At 73.5% G+C, this 22,355-nt stretch carries 13 protein-coding genes; 6 read left to right on the top strand and 7 right to left on the bottom strand.

The features are described 5' to 3' along the window. Positions 1-39: 39 nt before the first annotated feature. Positions 40-261, bottom strand: coding sequence for a hypothetical protein (locus IE257_RS08955; RefSeq protein WP_189966518.1), 222 nt, complete (start codon positions 259-261; stop codon positions 40-42). A 212-nt stretch (positions 262-473) separates the two neighbouring features. On the opposite strand from IE257_RS08955, the gene IE257_RS08950 reads away from it, so the two are divergent. From IE257_RS08950 to IE257_RS08925, 6 genes are all read left to right on the top strand, one after another. Next, positions 474-2,330: an AfsR/SARP family transcriptional regulator gene (locus IE257_RS08950; protein ID WP_229920220.1), complete on the top strand. Its 1,857-nt coding sequence runs from the start codon at positions 474-476 to the stop codon at positions 2,328-2,330. A 91-nt stretch (positions 2,331-2,421) separates the two neighbouring features. Beyond that, positions 2,422-5,757 (top strand): non-ribosomal peptide synthetase, encoded by a 3,336-nt coding sequence (locus tag IE257_RS08945; RefSeq protein WP_189966514.1) that lies wholly within the window; start codon positions 2,422-2,424, stop codon positions 5,755-5,757. Beyond that, entirely contained in the window at positions 5,754-7,148 is a 1,395-nt protein-coding gene (gene glyA / locus IE257_RS08940; RefSeq protein ID WP_189966512.1) for a serine hydroxymethyltransferase, read from the top strand. The genes IE257_RS08945 and glyA overlap by 4 nt, the downstream gene beginning before the upstream one ends. Beyond that, on the top strand, positions 7,145-7,834 hold the full coding sequence (locus IE257_RS08935; RefSeq protein ID WP_189966509.1) for a DUF2461 domain-containing protein: 690 nt from the start codon (positions 7,145-7,147) through the stop codon (positions 7,832-7,834). The genes glyA and IE257_RS08935 overlap by 4 nt, the downstream gene beginning before the upstream one ends. Then, positions 7,831-8,901: a threonine aldolase family protein gene (locus IE257_RS08930; RefSeq protein ID WP_189966507.1), complete on the top strand. Its 1,071-nt coding sequence runs from the start codon at positions 7,831-7,833 to the stop codon at positions 8,899-8,901. The genes IE257_RS08935 and IE257_RS08930 overlap by 4 nt, the downstream gene beginning before the upstream one ends. A 26-nt stretch (positions 8,902-8,927) precedes the next feature. Continuing rightward, positions 8,928-9,509 carry a GNAT family N-acetyltransferase gene (locus IE257_RS08925; RefSeq protein WP_189966505.1) on the top strand — a complete coding sequence of 194 codons (582 nt, stop codon included), beginning with the start codon at positions 8,928-8,930 and terminating at the stop codon, positions 9,507-9,509. Between the two features lie 66 nt (positions 9,510-9,575). Here IE257_RS08925 and IE257_RS08920 read toward each other — a convergent pair whose 3' ends face one another. The 6 genes from IE257_RS08920 to IE257_RS08895 form a co-directional block, all read right to left on the bottom strand. Further along, entirely contained in the window at positions 9,576-10,724 is a 1,149-nt protein-coding gene (locus IE257_RS08920) for an acyl-CoA dehydrogenase family protein (protein WP_189966503.1), read from the bottom strand. Continuing rightward, complete coding sequence (locus IE257_RS08915) at positions 10,721-11,911, bottom strand: acyl-CoA dehydrogenase family protein (RefSeq protein ID WP_189966501.1); 1,191 nt, start codon at positions 11,909-11,911, stop codon at positions 10,721-10,723. Before IE257_RS08915 ends, IE257_RS08920 begins: the two co-directional genes overlap by 4 nt. A gap of 10 nt (positions 11,912-11,921) precedes the next feature. Continuing rightward, positions 11,922-13,334 (bottom strand): condensation domain-containing protein, encoded by a 1,413-nt coding sequence (locus IE257_RS08910; RefSeq protein WP_189966500.1) that lies wholly within the window; start codon positions 13,332-13,334, stop codon positions 11,922-11,924. Beyond that, positions 13,334-16,690 carry a non-ribosomal peptide synthetase gene (locus IE257_RS08905; protein WP_189966498.1) on the bottom strand — a complete coding sequence of 1,119 codons (3,357 nt, stop codon included), beginning with the start codon at positions 16,688-16,690 and terminating at the stop codon, positions 13,334-13,336. The genes IE257_RS08910 and IE257_RS08905 overlap by 1 nt, the downstream gene beginning before the upstream one ends. Beyond that, entirely contained in the window at positions 16,683-20,792 is a 4,110-nt protein-coding gene (locus tag IE257_RS08900) for a non-ribosomal peptide synthetase (protein ID WP_189966496.1), read from the bottom strand. Before IE257_RS08900 ends, IE257_RS08905 begins: the two co-directional genes overlap by 8 nt. Before the next feature lie 227 nt (positions 20,793-21,019). After that, the gene (locus tag IE257_RS08895; RefSeq protein WP_189966494.1) at positions 21,020-22,294 is read right to left on the bottom strand and encodes an MFS transporter; all 1,275 of its coding nucleotides are present in this window, start codon (positions 22,292-22,294) and stop codon (positions 21,020-21,022) included. Positions 22,295-22,355: the final 61 nt, after the last annotated feature.

Here is a 22,355-nt window from a genome sequence, read left to right as displayed (position 1 = left end):
ACCCCTGGGGCGCGCCGCGTCGGGCGGTAGCCGGGAGGGTCAGCCCCAGGGCATGTCACCGTTCGTACCTGCGGTGCCGGGGTGCGGGGGGACCACCGGCGTGACGATGCCCCAGGGCATGTCGTCCGCCTGCGTGGTCACCCTCGTGTCCGTCATCACGGCCGACGTTCCCCCCGTACCCACGAACACTCCGGCAAGAACGACCAGGCAGGCCGCCGCCGTCTTCGTGTTCGCCGTCTTCGCCGTCCGCGTGCTGCGCATCTGGGAATCCCCTCTCGGTGGATCATCACTGCCGCTCGCTGCGGCATGAATGGAACAGTAGGGACGCCTCCTTTTTCTTCTGTGTTCCATCGATTTCGTGACCCCGGCCGCCCTCGAAATCGCCACGATATCGAGGAGACAACGCACTCCACTAGCTTCGTTCAGAGATTCTTCTCCATGAATCACGGATGGGGCGGTACATGGAATTCCGAGTGCTCGGGCCAGTCGAGGTACGGCGGGACGGCCGCCGGGTCGCGTTCTCCGGGGCGAAGCTGCACACCGTGCTCGCGGCGCTCCTCGTGGCACGTGAAGAGGTGATCTCCGACGAACGGCTGTGCCGGCTGCTGTGGGGCTGGGCTCCGCCGGCCACCGTCAGCGCACAGCTCTACACCTATGTTTCCCGCTTGCGCAAGATTCTCGGCGACGATGTTCTGATCGATCGCCGGCCGCCCGGATATGCCATGAGCATCGGTAATGCGACCCTCGACCTGACGGAATTCGAGAAGCTGGCGCTCAGCGGCCGTGAGGCATTGATCGCGGAGGACTTCGAAAAGGCCGGTGAGCTGCTGCGCGGCGCCCTGGCCCGATGGAACGGGCTGCCCTTCGCCAACGCCACGGAATACCTCGCCGACGCCGAGGCACCACGGCTGACCGAGGCCCGTGCGGTCACCCTGGAGCACCGCATCGCCGCGGACCTCGCTCTGGGCCGGCACGAGCAGCTCACCGGTGAACTCACGGGCCTCGTCGCCGAGTTCCCGCTGCGCGAGCGGATCCGGTGCCAGCTGATGACCGCCCTGTGCCGGTCCGGGCGGCAGGCGGACGCCATCCACCTCTACCACCACGGCCGTGCGGTGCTCGCCGACGAGCTGGGCGTGAACCCCGGCGAGGAGCTCCAGGCCACCTACCGGGCACTGCTGGAGGGCACGCTCGACCGGCAGCCGCGCACCGCCGCCGTGGTGGCCGGCACCCGGCGGGAGGCCCCGGACCGGGCGACCGGCGCCCCGGCCATGCTGCCGCCCGACACGGTGGACTTCACCGGCCGGGAGCCCGAACTGGAGCTGCTGTGCCGTGCGCTGGCTCCCGACGGGCAGGGCTCCGGGCGGCCCCGCCGGGTCCTGGTCACCGGAATGGCCGGGCTCGGCAAGACGGCCCTCGCCGTGCACGCCGCCCACCGCTGCCAGCGCCACTTCCCCGACGGGCAGTTGTACGCCGACCTGCGCGCTCCCGACGGAACTCCCCGGCACCCCACCCGCGTGCTGCGCCGGCTGCTGCGCGCGCTCGGACCGGCGGACGAGGTACCGGCCACCGAGGACCAGGACCAGCTGGTGCGGCTCTACCGGGAGCGGACCCGGGGCCGGCAGCTGCTGATCGTGCTGGACAACGCCTCCGGGGCCGCCCAACTGGGTCCGCTGCTGCCCAACACCCCGGAGCCGGCGGTCCTGGTCACCGGGCGGACGGCGCTGCCCACCGTGGCGGGGGCGCACACCGTGGCCCTCGCACCCCTCGCGCCCCGGGACTCGCTGGAGCTGCTCTCGGCCGCGGCCGGTCCCGCCCGGGTGGCCGCGGCGCCCGGTGCGGCGTCGGCGATCGTCGAGCACTGTGCCGGTCTGCCGCTGGCCCTGCGGATCGTCGGGACCCGGATCGCCGCCCGGCCGCACTCCACCCCGGACCGGCTCGCCCGAAGACTGGCCGATCCCCTCACCCGGCTGCGGGAGCTGCACTCGGGGGACCTGGACGTGCACACCTCGCTGCTGCCGTCCTGGCGGGCGCTCGACCCCGAAGTGCGGGCGGTGTTCCCGGCGCTGGCCGCGCTCGGCCCGCAGCCGTTCCCGGCGGCGGACGCGGCGATGTCGCTGAGCCTGCCGGAGGCCGAGGCGGAGCGACTGCTGGAGGCGCTGGCCGACGCGGCCCTGCTGGAGGTCAGCGGCGCGGACGAATGGGGCCAGCCCTGCTACCTGTTCCACCCGCTCGTACGGCTCTTCGCGCTCTCCCTGGCCGAGGGGGCCGCACCCGACTGCGGACCCCCCGCCCGGACGGAACGTAACCGGCGGCTAACTCACCGCCCCTAGCCTCGCCCTGCCCCGCAGCAGGGCGCTCCGGCCCGTATCGACCCCGGGCAAGCACACGCCAACGGCCCGTAACACCGAATGGAGTTGGACCATGACCGAGCTCCTGCCCGCTCGCGCGGACAGTGCCGCGTCCTTCCCGATGACCGAGACGCAGCAGGCACTGATGATCGGGCGAGGTGAAGCAGTCGAACTGGGCGGCATCGGCTGCTACGGATACTTCGAATGGGAGCGCGCCGGCCTCGACCCCGAACGTTTCGCCGCCGCCTGGCGCAAGGTGGTCGCCCGTCACGACATGCTCCGCGCGATCGGCCGTACGGACGGCACCCAGTGGGTGCCCGCCGACCCGCTGCCCTTCTCGATACCGGTCGAGGACCTGCGCGGCCTGTCCGAGGACGCCGCGCGGGAGCGGCTCGCCGCGCTGCGGGACGAGATGAGCCACGTGGTCTTCCCGGTGGGCAGCTGGCCGCTGTTCGACCTGCGGATCCTGCGGCTGGGCGGTCCGCAGGACATCGGCCGGGTCCACCTCGGGATCGACCTCCAGGTGCTGGACGCCTCCAGTGCCTTCCAGGTGCTCTTCCCCGAGCTGGTCGACCTCTACGAGAACCCGGACGCCGAACTCCCGGAGCCCGGCATCAGCTTCGCCGAGTACGCCCACTGGCGCGCCGACGCCCTGCCGCACACCGAGGCCTTCCGCACCGCCCGCGACTACTGGGTCGAGCGGGTGCCCACCCTGCCGCCGGCCCCTTCGCTGCCCACGGGCGGCTCCGGCGACGGCGGGCGCGAGGTGCGCTTCGACCGGCGGGAGCACCGCCTGGCCCCCGCGGACTGGCAGCTCTTCTCGGCCCGGGCGCACGAAGCGGGGCTGACGCCGTCGGTGCTGCTCACCGCCGCCTTCGCCGAGGTGGTCAGGTGCTGGGCGGAGGAGTCGGACTTCACCATCAACTACCCGATCTTCCAGCGTCCGGCGGTGCACCCGGACATCACCGGTGTGCTCGGTGACTTCACCAACGCCGTGATGCTCGCCGCCGACGGTTCGGGCGCGACCTTCCTGGACCGGGCACACGCCCTGCGCGACCAGCTCGCCCGCGACGCGGAGCACGGCGCCTTCAACGGCGTGCGGGTGCTGCGCGAGTTGACCCGGCTGCACGGCGTGGGCGCTCAGGCCGGCATGCCGGTCGTCGTCACCAGCCTGCTCGACTACCCGGTGCGCCGGCCCGTCACCGACCTGGGCCGGGAGGTGTACTCGATCTCGCAGACCCCGCAGGTCTCGCTCGACGTGCAGTTGCGCGAGCTGGCCGGTGAGCTGCGCGTCATCTGGGACTTCGTCGACGGGGCGTTCGCGCCCGGCTTCGTCGACGCCGCCTTCGGCGTGTACGTGGACCTGCTGGAGCGGCTCACGCGGGACCCGGAGTCCCTGCACACCCGGCGCTTCGACCTGGTCCCGGCGGCCGAGCGGACGCTGCGCCGCAAGGTCAACGACACCGCCGGGCAGATCCCCTACACCACCCTGCACGAGCTGTTCGCCCGGCAGGCCGAGGCCACGCCCGACGCCGAGGCCGTGGTGGACGCCGCCGGGCGGCGCCTGAGCTACGCCGAACTGGCCTCGTACGCCTGGCGGATCGGCCACACGCTGCGGGACCACGGGGCGGCTCCGGGTGAGCTGGTAGCCGTCGTGATGGAGAAGGGCTGGGAGCAGTACGCCGCGGTGTACGGGATCCTCGCCTCCGGCGCCGCGTACCTGCCGCTGGACCCGTCCGTGCCGGCGGAGCGGCTGCGCCGGCTGCTCACCGAGGCCAAGGTGGACCGGATCCTCACCCAGTCCTGGCTGGACCCGCGGATCAGCTGGCCCCCCACGGCCCGCCGCTACCGGGTGGACAAGGACTTCGAGTCCGGCCCCGACACGCGGCCCGACACCGCGCAGACCCCCGCGGACCTCGCGTACACGATCTTCACTTCGGGTTCGACGGGTGAGCCGAAGGGCGTGATGGTCGACCACATCGGTGTGGTCAACCTGATCCGTGACGTCGCCGAGCGTTTCGAGGTCGGCGCCCGGGACCGGCTGCTGGCCATCTCCGGGCTGCACTTCGACGCCTCGATCTACGACGTGTTCGGGGTGCTGACGCAGGGCGGGACCGTGGTGCTGCCGCCGCCCTTCGCGCACGCCGAGCCCGATGTGTGGGCCGATCTGGTGCAGGCGGAGCAGGTCACCCTGTGGAACTCCGTGCCCGTCCTGATGGAACTGCTCGTCGGCGAGGCCGAGGTGCGCGAGCGCCGCGGCGGCGGCCGACCGTTGGAGTCCCTGCGGTTGTCCGTGCTCTCCGGCGACTGGATCCCGCTGACGCTGCCGGACCGGCTGCGGGCGCAGAGCCCGCGGATCCAGGTGGTGGGTTCGGGCGGTCCGACCGAGACGATCTGCTGGTCGCTGTTCCAGCCGATCGGCGAGGTCGATCCGTCCTGGACGAGCATCCCGTACGGCAAGCCGATCACCAACCAGCGCTACTACATCGTCGACCCGGCCGGCTACGAGCGCCCGCTCGGGGTGGTCGGCGAGATGGCCGTGGCCAGCGACGTCGGGCTCGCCCTGGGGTACTGGAACGACCCGGAGCGCACCGCGAACCGCTTCGTGCACCTCCCGGAGAACGGCGAACGCGCCTATCTGACCGGTGACCTGGGGCGGTACCTGCCCGACGGCAGCATCGAGATCCTCGGCCGGGACGACTTCCAGGTGAAGATCCAGGGCCACCGGATCGAGCTGGGCGAGATCGAGGCCGTGCTGCGCCAGGACGCCGAGGTCGAGGCGGCCGTGGTGGTGGCCCCGGCCAGTGCCCACGGGGTGCGCCGGCTGCACGCCTTCGTCGTGGCCGCCGCCGACGCGGCCGGGCCGGTCCTGGAGCGGCTCGCCGCGCAGCTCCCCGGCTACATGGTGCCGGCCGCGCTGACCGTGCTGGAGGAGCTCCCGTTGACCCGCAACGGCAAGGTCGACCGGCTGCTGCTGGCCTCCTCCGCGGGACGCCAGCAGTCCGCCGACGAGGAGGCCGTGCGGGACGCCGGGGAGGGGCCGGGCAGCGCTCTGGAGCTGGTGCTGTGCGCGGCGGTCGCCGACATCCTCGGACTGGACGCGGTGGCGCCCGGCGACAACTTCTTCAGCCTGGGCGGCGATTCGCTCAGCGGCACCCGGCTGGCCGGCCTGCTCAAGGAGCTGCTGGGAGTGCCGGTACCCGTCAAGACCGTGTTCCAGAACCCGCTGCTCTCCGAGCTGGCCGACAAGATCGCCGCGGACGAGCAGCACGGCGCGGAGGCGGTCGCCGCCGCGGAGGCCTTCGGCGAGCTGGAGGCCGACGGGACGCAGGAGCCGGGCGCGCCGGACGCCGAGGCGGTGCTCAGCAGCAAGGTCAGCACGGACGATTCCGAGAGGGGACAGTCATGAGTCTCACCCTGCCCGCGCCCGTCACCGAGCCGGAGCTGCCCGCGGCACCCGGCACCGGTCCCGCGCCCGACCCCGACCTGGTCGATTTCGCCGGGCACGCCGCCACGCGGCTCAGAGAGCGCGACGGCGCCCTGTACTCGTTGCTCGCCCGGGAGTCGGCGCGCCAGCGCGACACCCTGATGATGGTCGCGGCGTCCAGCGTCGCGGACCCCTCCGTGCTGGCCTGCGAGGGCAGCACGCTCGGCAACCTGACCGCCGAGGGCTTCCCCGGGAACCGCTACCACGCGGGCTGCGGGGTCGCCGACGAGATCGAACGCCTTGCGATCGACCGGGCGTGCGCGGCGTTCGGGGCCGTGGACGCGATCGTGCAGCCGCACTCCGGGTCCTCGGCGAACCTCGCCGTGATCACGGCACTGCTGAGCCCGGGCGACAGCCTGCTCGGGCTGGACCTGGACTGCGGCGGCCACCTCACCCACGGCTCCCCCGCCTCGGTGACCGGCCGGTACTACCGCGCCCACGGCTACCGGGTGACTCCGGAGGGGCTGCTCGACTACGACCAGATCCGCGAGCTGGCCCTGGAGCACCGGCCGAAGCTGATCGTCTGCGGGGCGAGCGCCTACCCCCGCAGCATCGACTTCGCCCGCTTCCGGGAGATCGCGGACGAGGCCAACGCCTACCTGCTGGCGGACATCTCGCACATCGCGGGGCTGGTCGCGGCCGGCCTCCACCAGAGCCCCGTCGACCACGCCCACGTGACCACCACCAGCACCTACAAGCAGCTGTACGGCCCGCGCGGCGGGCTGATCCTGCTCGGCCGCGAGGCCCGCAGGGCCGGACCGGAGCGCGGCACCCTGGCCGCGACCCTGCGCCGCGCCGTGTTCCCCTTCACCCAGGGCACCCCCGATCTGGCATCGGTGGCGGCCAAGGCGCGCGCCCTGGACTTCGTGGCCAGCCCCGACTTCGCCGAGCTCGCCAAGCGGCTCGCCGACGGCGCGCAGGCGATCGCCGAGCGCCTTTCCGACCGGGGCTTCCGGCTGGTCACCGGCGGTACGGACACCCACATGGTGCTGCTCGACCTGCGCGGCACCGGTGTCACCGGGGACGTCGCGGAGCAGGCCCTGGAGTCCTGCGGGATCGTCGTCAACCGCAACCGGGTCCCGGGCGACACCACGCCGGTCCGGGTGACGGGCGGGCTGCGGCTCGGCACCAACACGCTGGCCGCGCGCGGGATGGACCACGCGGTGGCCGCCGAGTGCGCCGACCTGGTCGCCGACGTCCTCATGGCGCTGCGCGCGCAGGGCGGCGTACTGCCGGACGCGCTGCGCGACCGGGTGCGCACCCGGGTCTCCGAACTGTGCGCCGCCCACCCCCTGCCGGGGTACCTGCCGTGACCTTCAGCGGCTTCCCGCCCTCGGCGCTGCGCCTGTACGAGGACCTCGCGGCCGACAACAGCAAGGAGGCGTGGCGACTGCGCCACCGCGAGCGGTACGAGCGTGACGTACGTGCGCCGATGGACGAGCTGGCCGCTGAACTGAGCGCGTACTTCCGGGAGTCGACCGGATCGGGAGAGGTGCAGGTGCTCGGCCCGGTCCGGGACACCCGGATGTCGCACGACAAGTCGCCCTACAAGACCTATCAGGGCGCCTATCTGGATCTGCTGCCCTGCCTGGGCCTGTGGGTGCACCTGGACCGGCACGGGCTGTACGCCTCCGGCCGCTGGTACCCGTACGCCGGGGCGGAAGTCGCCCGGTACCGCGCCGCCGTCGGGCAGGAGGACGACGGCGCGGAGCTGGCCGCGATCGCGGGCCGGCTGGAGGAGCAGGGGTTCGTCCTGGGCGGCGACCGGCTCCGGTCCCGGCCGCGGGGGGTCCCGGCGGACCACCCGCGGCTGGGGCTGCTGCGTCACCGCAAGATCGACGCGGGTCGCCGCTACGGGCCGGACGCGGGCCTGCACACGGCGCGCGCCGGGGAACTGGTGCGGGAGACCTGGCAGTCGGTACGCCCCCTGCTGGACTGGATGGCGGCCCGCGCACTCACCCCACAGCCCCGCGAGCGAGGAGTTGACCTACCGTCATGACCATCGGGAATTTCGAGACCGCCGACCTGCGCAGCGACACGGTGACCCGGCCGGGTCCCGGGATGCGGGCGGCGATGGCCGCGGCGGAGGTCGGTGACGACCTGTTCGGGGAGGATCCGACCGTCCGCGCGCTGGAGGACCGGCTCGCCGGGCTCTTCGGCTTCTCCGGCGCCCTGTTCACCCCGTCCGGGGTGATGGCCAACCAGATCGCCCTCCAGCTCCTCGTCGGCCCCGGCGAGGAGCTGGTGTGCGATGCCGAGGCGCACGTGCTGGCGCACGAGGAGGCCTCGCCGGCCCGCTACGGCGGGATCCAGACGCGCACGGTGTCGGCCGAGCGGGGGGTGATCACCGCGGAGCTGCTGGCCGGGGTGGTCCGGCGGGGGAACCCGTACACGCTCGGCACCCGTGCGGTGGAGGTGGAGCAGACCCACACCAGGGCCGGCGGTACGGTCCACCCCCTCGAGACGCTGCGCGCCGTACGGGAGCTGACGGCCGGCGCGGGACTGGCCGTACACATGGACGGCGCCCGGATCTGGAACGCGATGGCCGCGACGGGAACATCGGCGCGGGAGTACGGGGAGACGGCCGACTCGCTGTCCGTGTGCCTGTCGAAGGGGCTGGGCGCGCCCGTCGGGTCGGTGCTCCTGCTGCCGGTCGAACAGCTCTCGCGGGCCCGGAAGTTGCGGCACGGCCTGGGCGGCGGCATGCGGCAGTCGGGCATTCTGGCGGCTGCGGGACTGTACGCGCTGGACCACCACGTGGAGCGGATCGCCGAGGACCACGCCCATGCCGAAATGCTGGCGGCGGGCCTCACGGACGCGGGTTTCACCGTGCGCCCGCCGGAGACCAACATCGTCATCGTCGAGGTCGCCCGCGCGGACGAGGTCGTCGCACGGGCCGTGCAGGAAGGAGTACTGGTGACCGCGCCGGGTCCGGAGACGGTCCGGCTGGTCACTCATCTGGACGCAGGGCAGAAGGCGTGCCGGCGCGCCCTCGACGTGCTGGCCGCCGTGATGACCGATGTCGTCACCGGGGTGCGGAACACCGCGCCCGCGGGACACCTGTAAGCAGCGGAAGAGAGCGAAGTAGCAGCATGAGCTTAGAAGTACGGCCCGCCACGGCGGATCTTTGGGACGACATCCAGCAGGTGCTCCAGCCCAGGAAGAGTGCGCACACGTGCTGGTGCATGGCGTGGCGGCTGTCCACGGGCGACTACGGGCGGCTCACTGCCGACGAGCGCGGCGAGCACCTGCGCGGCCTCATGGAGAAGGCCGATCCGCCGCCCGGGGTCCTCGGCTTCCTGGACGGCGAGGTGGCGGGCTGGTGCAACGTGGCGCCGCGCCGCCAGCTCGACCGGCTCACCTCCTCGAAGACGATCACACCGGTGGACGATCTGCCCGTGTGGTCGGTGACCTGTTTCGTCGTGCGCAAGGAGTACCGCGGCAAGGGGGTCGCCTCGGGCCTGCTGGAGGGGGCCGTCGAGCACGCGCGGTCCCACGGTGCGCCCGCCGTCGAGGGGTATCCGGTGGACCCGGAGGGCGGCCGGGTCAACCCGACGCTCGCCTATGTCGGGACGATGGACATGTTCGAGCGGGCCGGCTTCCGCCGGGTCCACCGCACCGAGGCCAAGAGCGACAAGCGCCACCGCTGGGTCATGCGCCGCGACCTGGTCTGACGGTCCCGGCCGGAACACAGAAGGGGCTCCCGCGGTGCGGGAGCCCCTTCCCTCGTGCGGCGCCGGTCAGGGCGTGTGCGCCGCGGTGTCCCACAGCTGGGCCGGACGCCCGCAGCGCATGGCCTCCCAGGCCGCGCGCCGGTAGCAGCCCGCCACCAGGGCGTCCCGGACCAGACCCGAGGCGCCGTGCAGATGGACCGCGTCACGTGTCACGTCGAGGGTGGTCTCCGCCGTGAGGGCGATCAGTCCGGCGGCCTCCCCCACGGTGAGCCGGTCCTCGTCGAGGTCCCGGGCGGCATCGCCCACCGCCCAGCGCACGGCGTCGAGGCGGGCCAGCAGGCCGGCCACGCGCAGCCGGGGGCCCTGGTGTTTGACCAGGGCCTGGCCGAACTGCTGACGGCCGCGGATCCGGGAGACGACCGCGGTCAGGGCGGCCGCCGTGATCCCGGCCAGCAGCGAGGCCTGGTGGACAGCGGCGCGCAGCCCCACCCGGGCGAGGGCCCGTTCGGCGGCGAGGCCGCGCAGCAGCACCGCCTCGGCCGGCAGCCGCACCTCGTCGAAGACGGCGCCGGCGACGGCTCCGCCGCCGTGGTCGCGCAGCGGGCGTACCTCCACTCCCTCCGTGGGCAGACCCACGAGTGCCACGCACGGGCCGTCGGGTCCGCCGGCCAGGACCAGCAGGGCGCCCGGCCCGATGCCGGCGGCGAAGGGGCCGCCGGTGCCGGTGAGGACGACCGCGCCGGTGTCCCCGTCCGGTTTCCAGGTGATGCCGGGCGGTACGGTGCCGCGCGGATCGGGCAGACGGCCCGGCACGGCGATCTCCAGCTCCCCGGTCCGTACCCGGTCCAGGAGGTGGTCGGTGGACTCGGCGGCGAGGGGACCGAGGCCGGAGACCAGGTCCAGGGCGAGGAGGGTGTCGGTGAGCGGGACGGGCTGCATGGCGTTGCCCGCCTCCTCGCAGACCATGGCGATGACGGCCTGGCCGAGGTCGAGGCCGTCCTTGCCGATGGGGAGGGCGAACTCCCAGGCGCCCACCTGGGTCAGCGCCTCCCAGGAGCCGGCGGGGGTGTCCCCGTCGACCTCCAGGCCCTGGCGGACGGTGAGCCGGAGCTGCCGGAACAGCGAGTCCTCGTCCTCCCGCTCCCGCCACCGCTCGGGCACCGCCGGGGCGCTCCGGCCACCCGTGCCGTTCTCGTTGACCGCCTGTGATGTCACGGCCGTACCTCCGCACCTGAGTCGAGACGCAGCCGGGCCAGCGTCTCCAGCATCATTTCGGCGGTGCCGCCCGATATCCGCATCCCCGGGGCTTCGCGCAACGCCGCATCCAGTGGGTGTGCCACCCCGTCGACCTCGGGGTCGTCGAGGGTCATGCTGCGGTCGCCGTCGAGTTCCGCGGCCCACCAGGCCACCTCGGCGGCGAGCTCGGTGGTGTACCACTTCGCGGCGGCCGCCTCGTCCTCGTTGAGTTCGCCCCGGTCGAGGCGGGTGAGGACGCGGCGGACCAGCGTGCCGGCCGCGAGCAGCCGGGCGTTGAGCTTGGCCAGGCCGATCTGGTCGTGCTGGCCCGCCTCCAGCCGGTCGGTGTGGACCTCCAGCCGTTCCACGGCCGCCCGGTACCAGCGCAGCGCCTTGACGTAGTAGTCGAGTCCGGTGCGCTCGAAGGCGAGGGTCTTGACGACGATCGCCCAGCCCTGGCCGGTCTCGCCGACCACGTCCTCGGCGGTCACGGCCACTCCGTCGAGGGTGACCTCGTGGAAGGCGTCGTCGCCCATGCCCGGGATCTGCCGGATGGTGACGCCCGGCTGGGCCAGGGGGACGAGGAACAGGCTGAAGGCATCGTCCTCGCCGCGGGCCAGGCACAGCCCGTAGTCGGCGAGCCGGGCGAAGAGGGAGTGGACCTTGGTGCCGTACAGCTTGTAGCCGCCCTTGCCGTCGGAAACGGCGCGGGTGGAGAGGATGTTGAGGTCGGAGCCGGCCTGGGGTTCGCTGAACAGGACGCAGCCGAAGGCCGTGCCGGCCGCGAAGCCCGGCAGGTGCCGGGCCTTCATCGCCGGGCTCGCGACATTGAGCAGGGTGGATCCGACGATCTGCACGGTGAGGGTGTGCAGCAGGTCGGGCACGTCGTGCATGGCCAGTTCCTCGACCAGGACGGCAGCCGCGACCTGGCTGATGCCGCGCCCTCCGTACTCCTCGGGCCACTGGGGCGCCAGCAGGCCCTGTTCGCCCAGGGCCCGGTGGATGGGGCGGGGATCGCGGGTGCGCCGGGCCTCGGCGACGGGGGCGGAGACCAGGATGTCGTGGATGTCCTCGCGCAGGGCCCGCATGGGGGTGCGGGGCACGTCGGCTCCGCTCCGTACGAGCCCGCAGTCCGCGGGCGCACGGTAGAACTCGGTGGTGAGCACGGGCAACTCCCTAGGTGGTGAGCGGGGATGCGGGCGCGGCGGTGGCCCGGTCCAGCACGTCCTCGATTCCGGTGAGCAGCCCTCGCACGTCCTCGGGCGTGGCCGCGTGGCGGTTGTACTCGGCGGTGCCGCCGATCTCGCCGTCCCGTTCCACGAGGCCGATGCAGGCGAGGGCGGCGGCCGGGTCGGGGCTGTAGAGCTCCAGGTGCCGGGCGGGCGGCCCGGGCAGCTGGCCGACCTCGATGCCCGGGAGGTCCAGGGGGACCGCCGGGTAGTTGTGGAGGGCGAACAGGACGTTGTACGGCGGGGGCGTCCCCTCCCCGAACAGGACGTCGACGGGCAGCCGCTGGTGGGCCAGCGCGTCGGCCACCGCGGCCCGGGTGCGGTGCAGCAGCTCCCGGAAGGTCGGGCCGCCCGCCAGGTCGAGCCGGATCGGCACCACCGTGGTGAACTGTCCGACGGCGCCTTCGAGGGGGCCGGCGAAGCGGCCGGCCGCCGGGGTGCCGATCACCAGGGAGGTACGGCCCTGCCTGCGGGCCAGTACGACGGCCAGCGCGGTCAGCAGCGTCATGAAGGGGGTGGCCCCCTCGGCCGCGCCCAGCTCCAGCCCGGCGTCGACCGGCCCGCGGGCCAGCCGTACGGGCACGTGGCCGCGTTCGAACCCGCCGGGCGCCCGGGGCGCGGGTGGGTCGGCGGCGAACACGGCTCGCCGGCGCGCGAGTTCGGCGGATCCGTCGGGCCCGGCGAGCCACCGGTGCTGCCAGTCGGCGTAGTCGGGGAATTGCAGTTCGGGCGGGTCCGCGGCCGATCCGCCGGGACCCGTCGGGCCCTCGCGGTAGCCGGCGGCCAGGTCCGTGAGGAAGACCCCGGAGGACCAGCCGTCGAAGACCGCGAGGTGGGAGGCGAGGATCAGGACGTGCTCGTCGGGGGCGAGCCGCAGCAGCCGGAACGCGCTGGTGCGGCCGCTCTCCAGGTCGAGGACGGTGGAGGCGCTCTCGGTGCTCTGCACGGCCACGCGTTCGGCCGCGGCCTGCGGGGTGAAGCCCGAGAGGTCGGCCCGGGTGAGCCGCAGAACCGGTTCCTCGTCCACGTGCAGACGCGGCTGGCCACTGGTGGAGACGGTGAGCCGGGTGCGCAGCGCCTCGTGGCGGCGCAGCACCCCGGTGAGGGCCGCCACGAGCCGCTGCGGGTCGAGCGGGCCGGTCAGCCGCAGGGCGTGCGAACCGGTGGCGACGGCCGGGTGGGTGCGCTCCCGGCGCCACAGCCGGCACTGGAGCGCGGTGGGCGGGACCGGCCCCGCGCCGGAGCGCGGGGCCGGGTGGGCGGGTACGGGCTGCCGGGCGGCCAGCATCAGGCGGGCGAGTTCGCGCTTCGCCTCGGGGAGCGCGGCGAGCGCCCCCTCGAACCCGGCCGGGTCGGCCATCAGGGACCGTCCGGGCGCTGGAGGGAGCCGAGGAGCGCGGCGGCCTCGTCGTCGCTCATGTTCTCGATCTGCTCGAAGACCGCGAGCAGCCGGTCCTGTTCGCCGGCGGCCTCGGCCTTGGCGGTGCGGACCAGTTCGGCGAGTCCGGAGACGGTCGGGCGGCCGAAGAAGTCGGCGAGGGCGATGTCGATGCCGAAGAGGGCGCGGACCCGGGAGACCACGATGGTGGCCTGCAGGGAGCTGCCGCCGAGGGCGAAGAAGTCGCCCTCCACGTCCGGGTTCTGCCATTCCAGCAGCGGGGTGAGGATGTCCCGGCAGATCTGCTCCTCGATGGCGTCGCGGGGCGCGGTGCCGCCCTCGGCCGACAGCTCGGTGGGCCGGGGCAGTGCGGCGGTGTCGACCTTGCCGTGCGGGGTGAGGGGCAGCTCGTCCAGGACGACGACGACCGGCACCATGTAGCCGGGCAACCGGCCGGCCGCGTAGGCGCGCAGGCCCTCGGCGTCGGCGACCTCGGAGGCGTACGAGCCCACCTGCTCGACGGTGACGTAGGCGGCCAGCATGCGCTCGCCGCCCGCGGCGGGCTGGGCCACCACCACGGCCTGCTGCACCGACGGGTGGCCGGTGAGCACGGACTCGACCTCGCCGGGCTCGATGCGGTGGCCGCGCACCTTGAGCTGGCGGTCGGTGCGGCCGAGGAAGTCCAGGTTGCCGCCGGGCAGCCAGCGGACCAGGTCGCCGGTGCGGTACAGGCGCTCGGTCTCGGGGCCGTCCGCGTAGGGGTTGTCGGCGAAGCGCTCGGCGGTGAGGTCGGGGCGTCCGAGGTAGCCGCGGGCCACGCCGGGTCCGGCGACGCACAGTTCACCGGGCACGCCGGGCGGGACCGGGCGCAGCCGCTCGTCGAGGACGAAGGCCTGGTGGCCGGGCATGGGGCGGCCGATCGGCGGGTTGCGGTCGTAGCTGCCGGTGCAGTCCATCAGGGTGACGGCGACCGTCGCCTCGGTGGGGCCGTACCCGTTGACGAACCTGCGCTCTCCCGCGGTCCATTCCGCGACGAGCCGGCCGGGGAAGGCCTCGCCGCCCACCGAGACCAGCCGCAGGTCGGGCAGGGCGGCCTGGTCGAGCAACGGCAGGAGCGCGGGCGGGAGTTCCGCGACGGTGACCGCGTCCTCGCGCATCCGGGCCTGGAGCAGGGCCGGGTCACGGCGCTCGTCGTCGGTGGCGATGACGAGCGAGCCGCCGGCGAGCAGCGTGGTGAAGACCTCGAAGACGGAGACGTCGAAGGTGAGCGGGGCGAACTGCAGGACCCGGTCCCCGGCCGTGATCTCGTAGGCCTTGGCGATGGTGCGGGAGAAGTGGGTGACCGAGCGGTGCTCGATCATGACCCCCTTGGGGGTTCCGCTGCTGCCCGAGGTGTAGAGCACGTAGGCCAGGTCGCCGGGGTGGGAGGTCGGCGCGAGGGAGGGGACCTCCCGGACGGGGGCCGCGGTTCCGGTGGTCACCAGCTCCAGCGGGACGGGCAGCTGCGCGGATTCGTCGACGAGGGCGTGCCTGACCCTGGCGTCGGACAGGACCGTACGGGTCCGCTCGGCCGGGGCGGCCGGGTCGACCGGGATGTAGTGGGCACCCGCCTTGAGCACGCCGAGGACCCCGGCGACCGCGGCCGGGCCGCGGGACACGCACACGGCGACGGGATCGCCGTGCCGCACCCCGCGGTCGCGCAGCCGGTGGGCGATCGCCTCGGACCAGCGGTCGAGCGCGGCGTAGTCCAGGCGGGTGGCGCCGTGGTGGACGGCAACGGCGTCGGGGTGGATCGTGGCCCGCTCGCGGAACGCGCGGTCCAGGGTGGTGGTCCAGGCGGCCTCGTCGACCGGGCCGCCGCGGGACAGCTCGCGGGCGTGCCGGGAGGCGGCCGGCTCCTCGACGAGGCTGATGTCGCCGACCTGGAGGTCTGGGTTCTCGGCGACCTGCTCCAGCACCTGGCGGAAGGCGGCGAGCAGGGCGCTGGCCGTGCCGTGGCGGTAGAGGGAGGTGTTGTACTCGAGGGAGAGTTCCAGGCCGTCGTTCTCACCGACGAGGAAGCTCATGTCGAACTTCGCGGCGCCGTCGTGCAGCTGGTCCATGGTGAACTCGACGTCCGCGGCCTGTGCCCGGTGGGTGCCCCAGCGGCCGAGCGAGGTGAACTCGATCTGGAAGAGCGGGTGGCGCAGGGGGTCGCGCACCGGGCGGACGGCCTCGACCACCTGCTCGAAGGGCAGCTCGCTGTTGGTGAAGGAGTCCATGACGGAGGCAGCGGTACGGCTGACCAGCTCGCGGAAGGTGAGCCGGTCGGTGACCTCGGTCCGCAGGGTGATCATCTGGACGAAGCAGCCGATGACCTGCTCCAGGTCGGGGTGCGGCCGGGAGGCACTGGCCGTGCCGACGACGACGTCCTCGGTACGGGTCCAGTGCCGCAGCAGCGCGTTGAAGGCGGCGAGCAGGGTGGTGAAGACGGTGGTGTTGTTGGCGTCGGCGAGTTCGGTGAGGCGGTCGAGGAGTTTCTGGTCGAGGGTCAGTTTCAGACCGCGGCCGTCTCCGCGGGTCTCCGGGCCGCGCGGGTGGTCGGGCAGCACTTCGGTGGCCACGGCGCCGGCCAGGATCTGGCGCCACTTGGTCGCCAGCGCCCGGCCGTGCTCGTCGTTCTCCAGCTTGGCGCGCTGCCAGGCCGCGAAGTCGGCGTACTCGACGGCGAGCCGGGAGGCCTCGGGGCGCTTGCCCGCGGCGGCCGCCGCGTAGCTGGAGGTCAGCTCCTCGGTGAAGATCCGGGTCGAGCCGGGGTCCCAGGCGATGTGGTGGACGACCCAGAGCAGGACGTGCCGGTCGGCGGCGAGCCGTACCAGGTGGGCGCGGACGGGCGGGGCGGCGGCCAGGTCGAAGGGGGCGGCGGCGCAGGTGGCGGTGAGCTCCGCGAGCTCGCGGTCCGCGTCCTCGCTGCCGGACAGGTCGGTGCTCTGGACGCCGAGCACGAAGGAGGGGACGGGCTCCTGCCAGGGGACTCCGTCGATCTCGACGAGTTTGCTGTGCAGCACCTGGTGGCGGGCGACGACGGCGTTGAGCGCCTCGTGCAGGGCGGCCCGGTCGAGGGGGCCGCCCAGGCCTATGGCCAGGGCTATGTTGTTGCGGGCCTTGCCGGCGCCGAGCTTGTCGACGAACCACATCTGCTCCTGCTGGAAGGAGGAGCGGGAGCGCGGTCCGTGGTCGGCGCGCGTGAGCTCGATGCGGCGGCCCACGCCGGCCGTCATCTGGTTGCGCATCCGCCCCAGCAGCCGGGAGCGCTGTCCCTGGGGCAGACGGCCGAGCCGTTCGGCGAGATCAGACATGGGTTCCTCCGTTGCGGTGCAGGTCGGCGAGGAGAGCGGCGAGCCGGTCGGGCAGGTGCTTGGCGAAGTAGTGGCGGCCACCGGGGATCACGGCGAGGCGCACGTCGGCCGCGTACCGGCCCCAGGCGCGGTAGCCGTTCTCGTAGCCCTCGGTCGCGTCGTCGGCGTCGCCGATGATGCAGGTGAGGGGGGTGGTCAGGGGCCGGTCGTAGCCGCCCGGGGTACGGGCGAAGAAGCGGGCGGCCTCGGTCATGTCGTGGCGGACCATCCGCAGGACCGCGGTGAGGTCGCTGTCGTCGAGGACGCCGTCGAAGCCGTCCATGGTGGTCAGGTACGCGACGAGGTCGTCGTCGCCGGAGACGCGTTCCATCTCCAGGGCGTACTCGGGGTCCTCCTCCGGGAGGGCCGCGGCCAGGTCCAGGGCGATCGGGCGCTGCCCCAGCCGTTCCAGTACGTGGGTGGTCTCCAGCGCGGTGACGACTCCGGCGCAGTGGCCGTAGACCGCGTACGGTCCCCGCACGGTGCGGGCGATCTCCTCGGCCGCGAGTTCCGCGAACTCGGGCACCGGCAGCATCGGGCCGGGGCGCAGCGGGTCGTGTCCGGGCGGGGAGACGGCGAGGAGCTCGATGTGCGGCGGGAGCTGGGCCGCGAGCGGCTGGTAGGCGATGGCGTCGCCGCCGCCGTGCGGGAAGCAGACGAGGGTCAGCGAGGTGGTGCCGGCGGGGCGTTCGGGGGTGAGCCGGTGCAGCAGCCCGTGGGGCTGCGCCCCCTCGCCCGTTCCTCCCGTTCCCGTTCCCGCGAGTTCGGCGGTCCGGGCGGCCAGCCCGGCCGGGGTCGGGTTGCTGAAGAGGTCGACGACGCGCAGGGCGGCGGCTGCGCCGTCCGGGAGGGCGGTGGCGACGGCGCGGACCGCGCGCACGGCGGCGAAGGAGTCCCCGCCGAGGGCGAAGAAGTCGTCGTCGGGCGCGACGTCCGCCGCGCCGAGCACCTCGGCCCAGACGGCGGCGATCCGCAGGGCGACGGGGTCCCCGGCTTCGGGCGCGGCGGTGGTCCGGTGGGGCGCGGGTGCGGGGGCGGTGGGGCGCGGGTCGGGCAGGGCGCCCCGGTCCACCTTGCCGTTGGGGCTCAGCGGCAGCCGCTCCAGCAGGACCAGTTCGGCGGGGACGCAGTGCGGTGGCAGGACGGTGGCGAGGGCGGTGCGCAGGGCCGCGGGGTCGAGGCCGGCGCCCTCCTCGGGCACCACGTAGCCGACGAGCCGGTCGGAGCCTGCGGTGCGGCGGGCGGCGACGACGGCCTCGCGGACCCCGGGGCGCTCGCGGAGCGCGCTCTCGACCTCGCCGGGCTCGATGCGGAGGCCGTTGAGCTTGATCCGGAAGTCGGTGCGGCCGAGGAGTTCGATGGTGCCGTCGACGCCGTAGCGGGCCAGGTCGCCGGTGCGGTAGAGGCGTTCGGTTCGGCCGGGCTCCAGTTCGACGTGGACGAACCTCTCCTCGGTGAGCTCGGGCCGGTTCAGGTAGCCGCGGGCGAGTCCGACGCCGCCGAGGTGGAGTTCGCCGGGTACGCCGACGGGGACGAGGCGGTCGTTCGGGTCGAGGATGTAGGTGAACTGGTTGGCCATGGGCCGCCCGTACGGGAGCTTCGTCCACCGCGGATCGACCCGGCCCACGGGGAACTCCACCGAGTGGATGGAGGCCTCGGTCGCCCCACCGAGCGCGACGAAGGACAGGCCGGGCGCGAAGGCGCGGATCCGGTCGGGCTGGGTGACGGGGATCCAGTCGCCGCCGAGGAACGCGGTGCGCAGCTTGGGCAGTCGGGGCCCGCCGGCGTGTTCGAGCTGGTCGGCGAGGAGGCCGAGGAGGGCGGGGGCGGAGTTCCATACGGTGACGCCGTGCCGGTCGACCAGGTCGGCCCAGTGGGCCGGGTCCTTGGCGGCGGCCGGGTCGGGCAGGACGAGCGTGCCGCCCGCGGCCAGGATGCCGAGGGTTTCGTAGACGCTCATGTCGAAGCTGGGCGAGGACAGGGCGAGGACCGAGTCGCCGGGCCCGATGCCGTAGGAGCGGTTGAGGTCGAGGATGTTGTTGACCACGCCGCGGTGTTCCAGGGCGATGCCCTTGGGGGTGCCGGTGGAGCCCGAGGTGAAGATGACGTAGGCCAGGTCCCGGGAGGTGACGGGGACGGCCGGCCGGGTCGCGGGCAGTTCGGCGAGCGCCGCCCGGTCGGTGTCCAGGAGCACCCGGTCGGTGCCGGCGGGGACGGGCAGCCGGCCGATCAGCTCCGCGTCGGAGACGACGATGGGCGGCGCGGAGTCCCGCAGCAGCACCGCCAGGCGCTCGGCCGGGTAGTCCGGGTCGAGGGGGACGTAGGCCCCGCCGGCCTTGAGGACGGCGAGGATCGCGGTGACCAGTGCGGGACCCCGGCGCAGGCACAGGGCCACGGTCCGGTCGGGGCCGGCGCCGGCCAGGGCGAGTCGGTGCGCGAGCCGGTTGGCGCGCTCCTCCAGCTCCCGGTAGGTGATGTTCCAGCCGCCGAGTCCGCCCAGGATCACGGCGGGCGCGTCGGGGCGCCGGTCGGCGTGCTGCTCGAACAGTTCGTGCAGGCAGGCGTCCTGGGGGAAGGGTGCGCGGGTGGCGTTCCAGTGGTCCAGGGCGGCCCGGCGCTCGCCCTCGGTGAGCAGCGGCAGGGCGGACAGCGGGGCGTCCGGGCGGTCGACGGCCCCTTCCAGGGTGGTGAGGAAGTGGCCGAGGAGCCGGTCCACGGTCGCGGCGTCGAACAGGGCGGTGGGGTACTCCACGAGGGCGCGGACCGCGGTGCCGGTGTCGTGGACGCTGATCATCAGGTCGTACTTGGTGGCGTGCGAGGAGAAGTCGATGGGCTCGGTGGCGAGGCCCGCGAGGCCCGGTGCGGTGTCCGGGGTCTCGTCGAGGAGGAACATCACGGAGGTGAGCGGCGGCCGGCTGGGGTCGCGGGGCAGTCCGAGGGCGTCGACGATCAGGTCGAAGGGCAGTTCCTGGTGCGCGTACGCCTGGAGCGTCGTGTGGCGCGTGGCGCGGACCAGTTCGGCGAAGCCGGGGTCGCCGCCGGTTCTGATGCGCAGCGGCAGGGTGTTGACGAAGAAGCCGATGAGCTCGCTGAAGGCCGGGTGGTCGCGGCCGGAGACCGAGGTGCCGACGACGATGTCCTCCTGGCCGGTCCAGCGGCGCAGGGTGGCGGCGAAGCCGGCCAGCATCGTCATGTAGAGGGTGGCGCCCTCGGACTTGCCGAACTCCCGCAGCCGGGCGATGAGCCGGGGCGGGAGGTCGATGTAGCGGGAGGCGCCCGCGTGGCCGAAGACGGGTGGTCTGGGCCGGTCGGTGGGCAGGTCCACGGGGGTGGCGCCGCCCAGCTCCTCCTGCCAGAAGGCGGTGAGGCTCTCCAGCCGGTCCCCGCTGACGCGGCGGCGCTGCCAGGTGGCGAAGTCGGCGTACTGGAGGGCGAGCGGGGGCGCCGCCCCGTCGGGTGCACCGGTGCGGGCGGCGTAGGCGCGCTCCAGTTCGGTGTAGAGGACGCGCATGGACCAGCCGTCGGTGACGATGTGGTGCAGGTTGAGGACGAGGACGTGGTCCTCGGCGCCGATCCGGCCGAGCCGGGCCCGCAGCGGGACGGCGCCGGCCAGGTCGAAGGGGGCGCCCGCGTCGGCGTCGTAGAACGGCCGGGCCGCCGCCTCGTCGGGGAGTTCGGTCAGCGGCAGGGGCAGCCGGTAGCCGTCCACCACGCGGGGCACGGCCTCGGTGGCGCCCTCCTGGTAGGTGTAGACGGTCCGCAGCACCTCGTGGCGGTCCACGATGTCCTGGAGGGCCGCGTGCAGGGCGGGGACGTCGAGCGGGCCGCGGATGCGGGTGGCCACGGGCACGTTGTAGGCGGGGCTGCCGGGCTGCAGCTGGTCGATGAACCAGAGCCGGCGCTGTGCGAAGGAGAGCACGGGCGGGTCGGCGGGGTCACGGGGTGCCGGCTCGGGGTCCTCCCGTACGGCGGCGCGCCCGCCGCCCCGGCCGGTCAGGGCCTGGAACAGTGCCCGGCGGGATTTCGGCAGTGCGGCTATGCGTTCGGCGAGGGACTCGCTCACCTTGAGCCTCCGTGCGTCTTCGGGAGTCGGGAGAGGGATACGGCGAGGTGGCGCCGCGGGGTGCGCGGCGCTGGGCGTTCGGGTGGTACGGGAGCGCGTGCGGGTACGGCTGCGCACCCGGATGCGGGTGCGGGTGCGGGTGCGGACGTACGGGGTGGGGGCGCGGGGCGCGGTGCGGAGTGGGCGCCGTTCGCAGGCACCCACTCCCGCTCCCCCTGGTGTGCCGGTCAGGCAGTGATCCTGGCCTCGTCCGCGGCCGGGGCCTGGTCGCCGGCGCTGTCGCCGACGGGCATTTCCTTGATCTTGGACACCGGGCCGCCCAGCAGGGTCAGGCCGCCGACGATGGTGACGGCGCCGGCCACCGCGAGGCCGCCGGTCAGACCGATGCCCTCGCCGAGCGCCCCGCCGGCGAAGTAGCCGAGGGACAGGGCGCCGTAGACCGCGGAGAGCGCGGTGCCGCTGACGCGGCCCATCTGCTCGTTCGGGGTGACCCCCTGGACGAGGCTGAGGACGTGGATGTCGAACATCGGCGAGACGAAGCCGATGACGGCCTGGACCACGATCAGTCCGACGAAGCCGCCGACCGCGCCGCCCGTCGGGATCAGGATGTAGCCGGCGCCGAGGACGACCGCGGTGATCACCAGGAGGCGGCCCACGGAGAGGCTCTTGGAGACCACCTCGGAGAGCACGGCGCCGACGATGACGAAGACCGACATGACGGCGAAGGCGATGCCGACCTGGCCGGGGCTGAGGTCCAGCACCTTGTAGGCGTAGACGATCAGGAGGGCGTCACCCATCGCGGCACCGAGGTTGACCACGACGTTGGCGGTGAACAGGCCGCGCAGGACCGGGTTGCCGAAGAGGGTCTTCATGCCCTCCTTCATCTCCGCCTTGGCGGAGGCCTTCCGCTCCTCGGTCCGCTCGCGCACGTCCCGGTGACGGATGACGAGGAGGGCGAGCAGCGAGATGAGGAAGGTGAATGCGTCGGCGGTGATGGCACGGGCGGCGCCGAGGAGCTGGATGAGTGCGCCACCGGCGCCGGCCCCGACTGCCTCCGCAACACTGCGGCTGATCTGGAGTTTCGTATTGCCTTCGATGAGGTTCTCGGTGCCGATGAGCTGGGGCAGCCAGGACTGGTAGGAGACCTCGAAGAAGGTGGTGAGGATACCGGTGAGGGCGGCCACGATGTAGACGTGGGTCATGCTGACGGAATCGAGGGCGAATGCCAGCGGAATCGTGCCGAGGGCCAGGAAGCGGCCCAGGTCGGCGACGATCATGACGGTGCGCCGCGAGACCCGGTCGGCCACGAGCCCCGCGAACGGGGCGAGCAGCAGGAACGGGAGGAAGCGCAGCGCGCCGAGCACGCCGACCTCCAAGGCTCCGCCGTCCAGCACCACGACCGCGAGGGTCGGCAGTGCGAGAAGGGAGATCTTGTCGCCGAAGTTGCTGACGGTCTGCCCGAACCACAGGCGATTGAAATCGGAATGCCGACCGAGTGCCATGTCGACGCCCTTTTCTGATTGGGTACGGAATTGTCGGACGGCACTCAAGCTAGGGACCCGG

It is taken from the genome of Streptomyces avidinii, from assembly GCF_014650695.1.
GTDB classification, from domain to species: Bacteria; Actinomycetota; Actinomycetes; order Streptomycetales; family Streptomycetaceae; genus Streptomyces; species Streptomyces avidinii.
The sequence above is the reverse complement of the archived record's forward strand: the minus strand, read 5'-3'. Positions and strand labels throughout refer to the sequence as shown.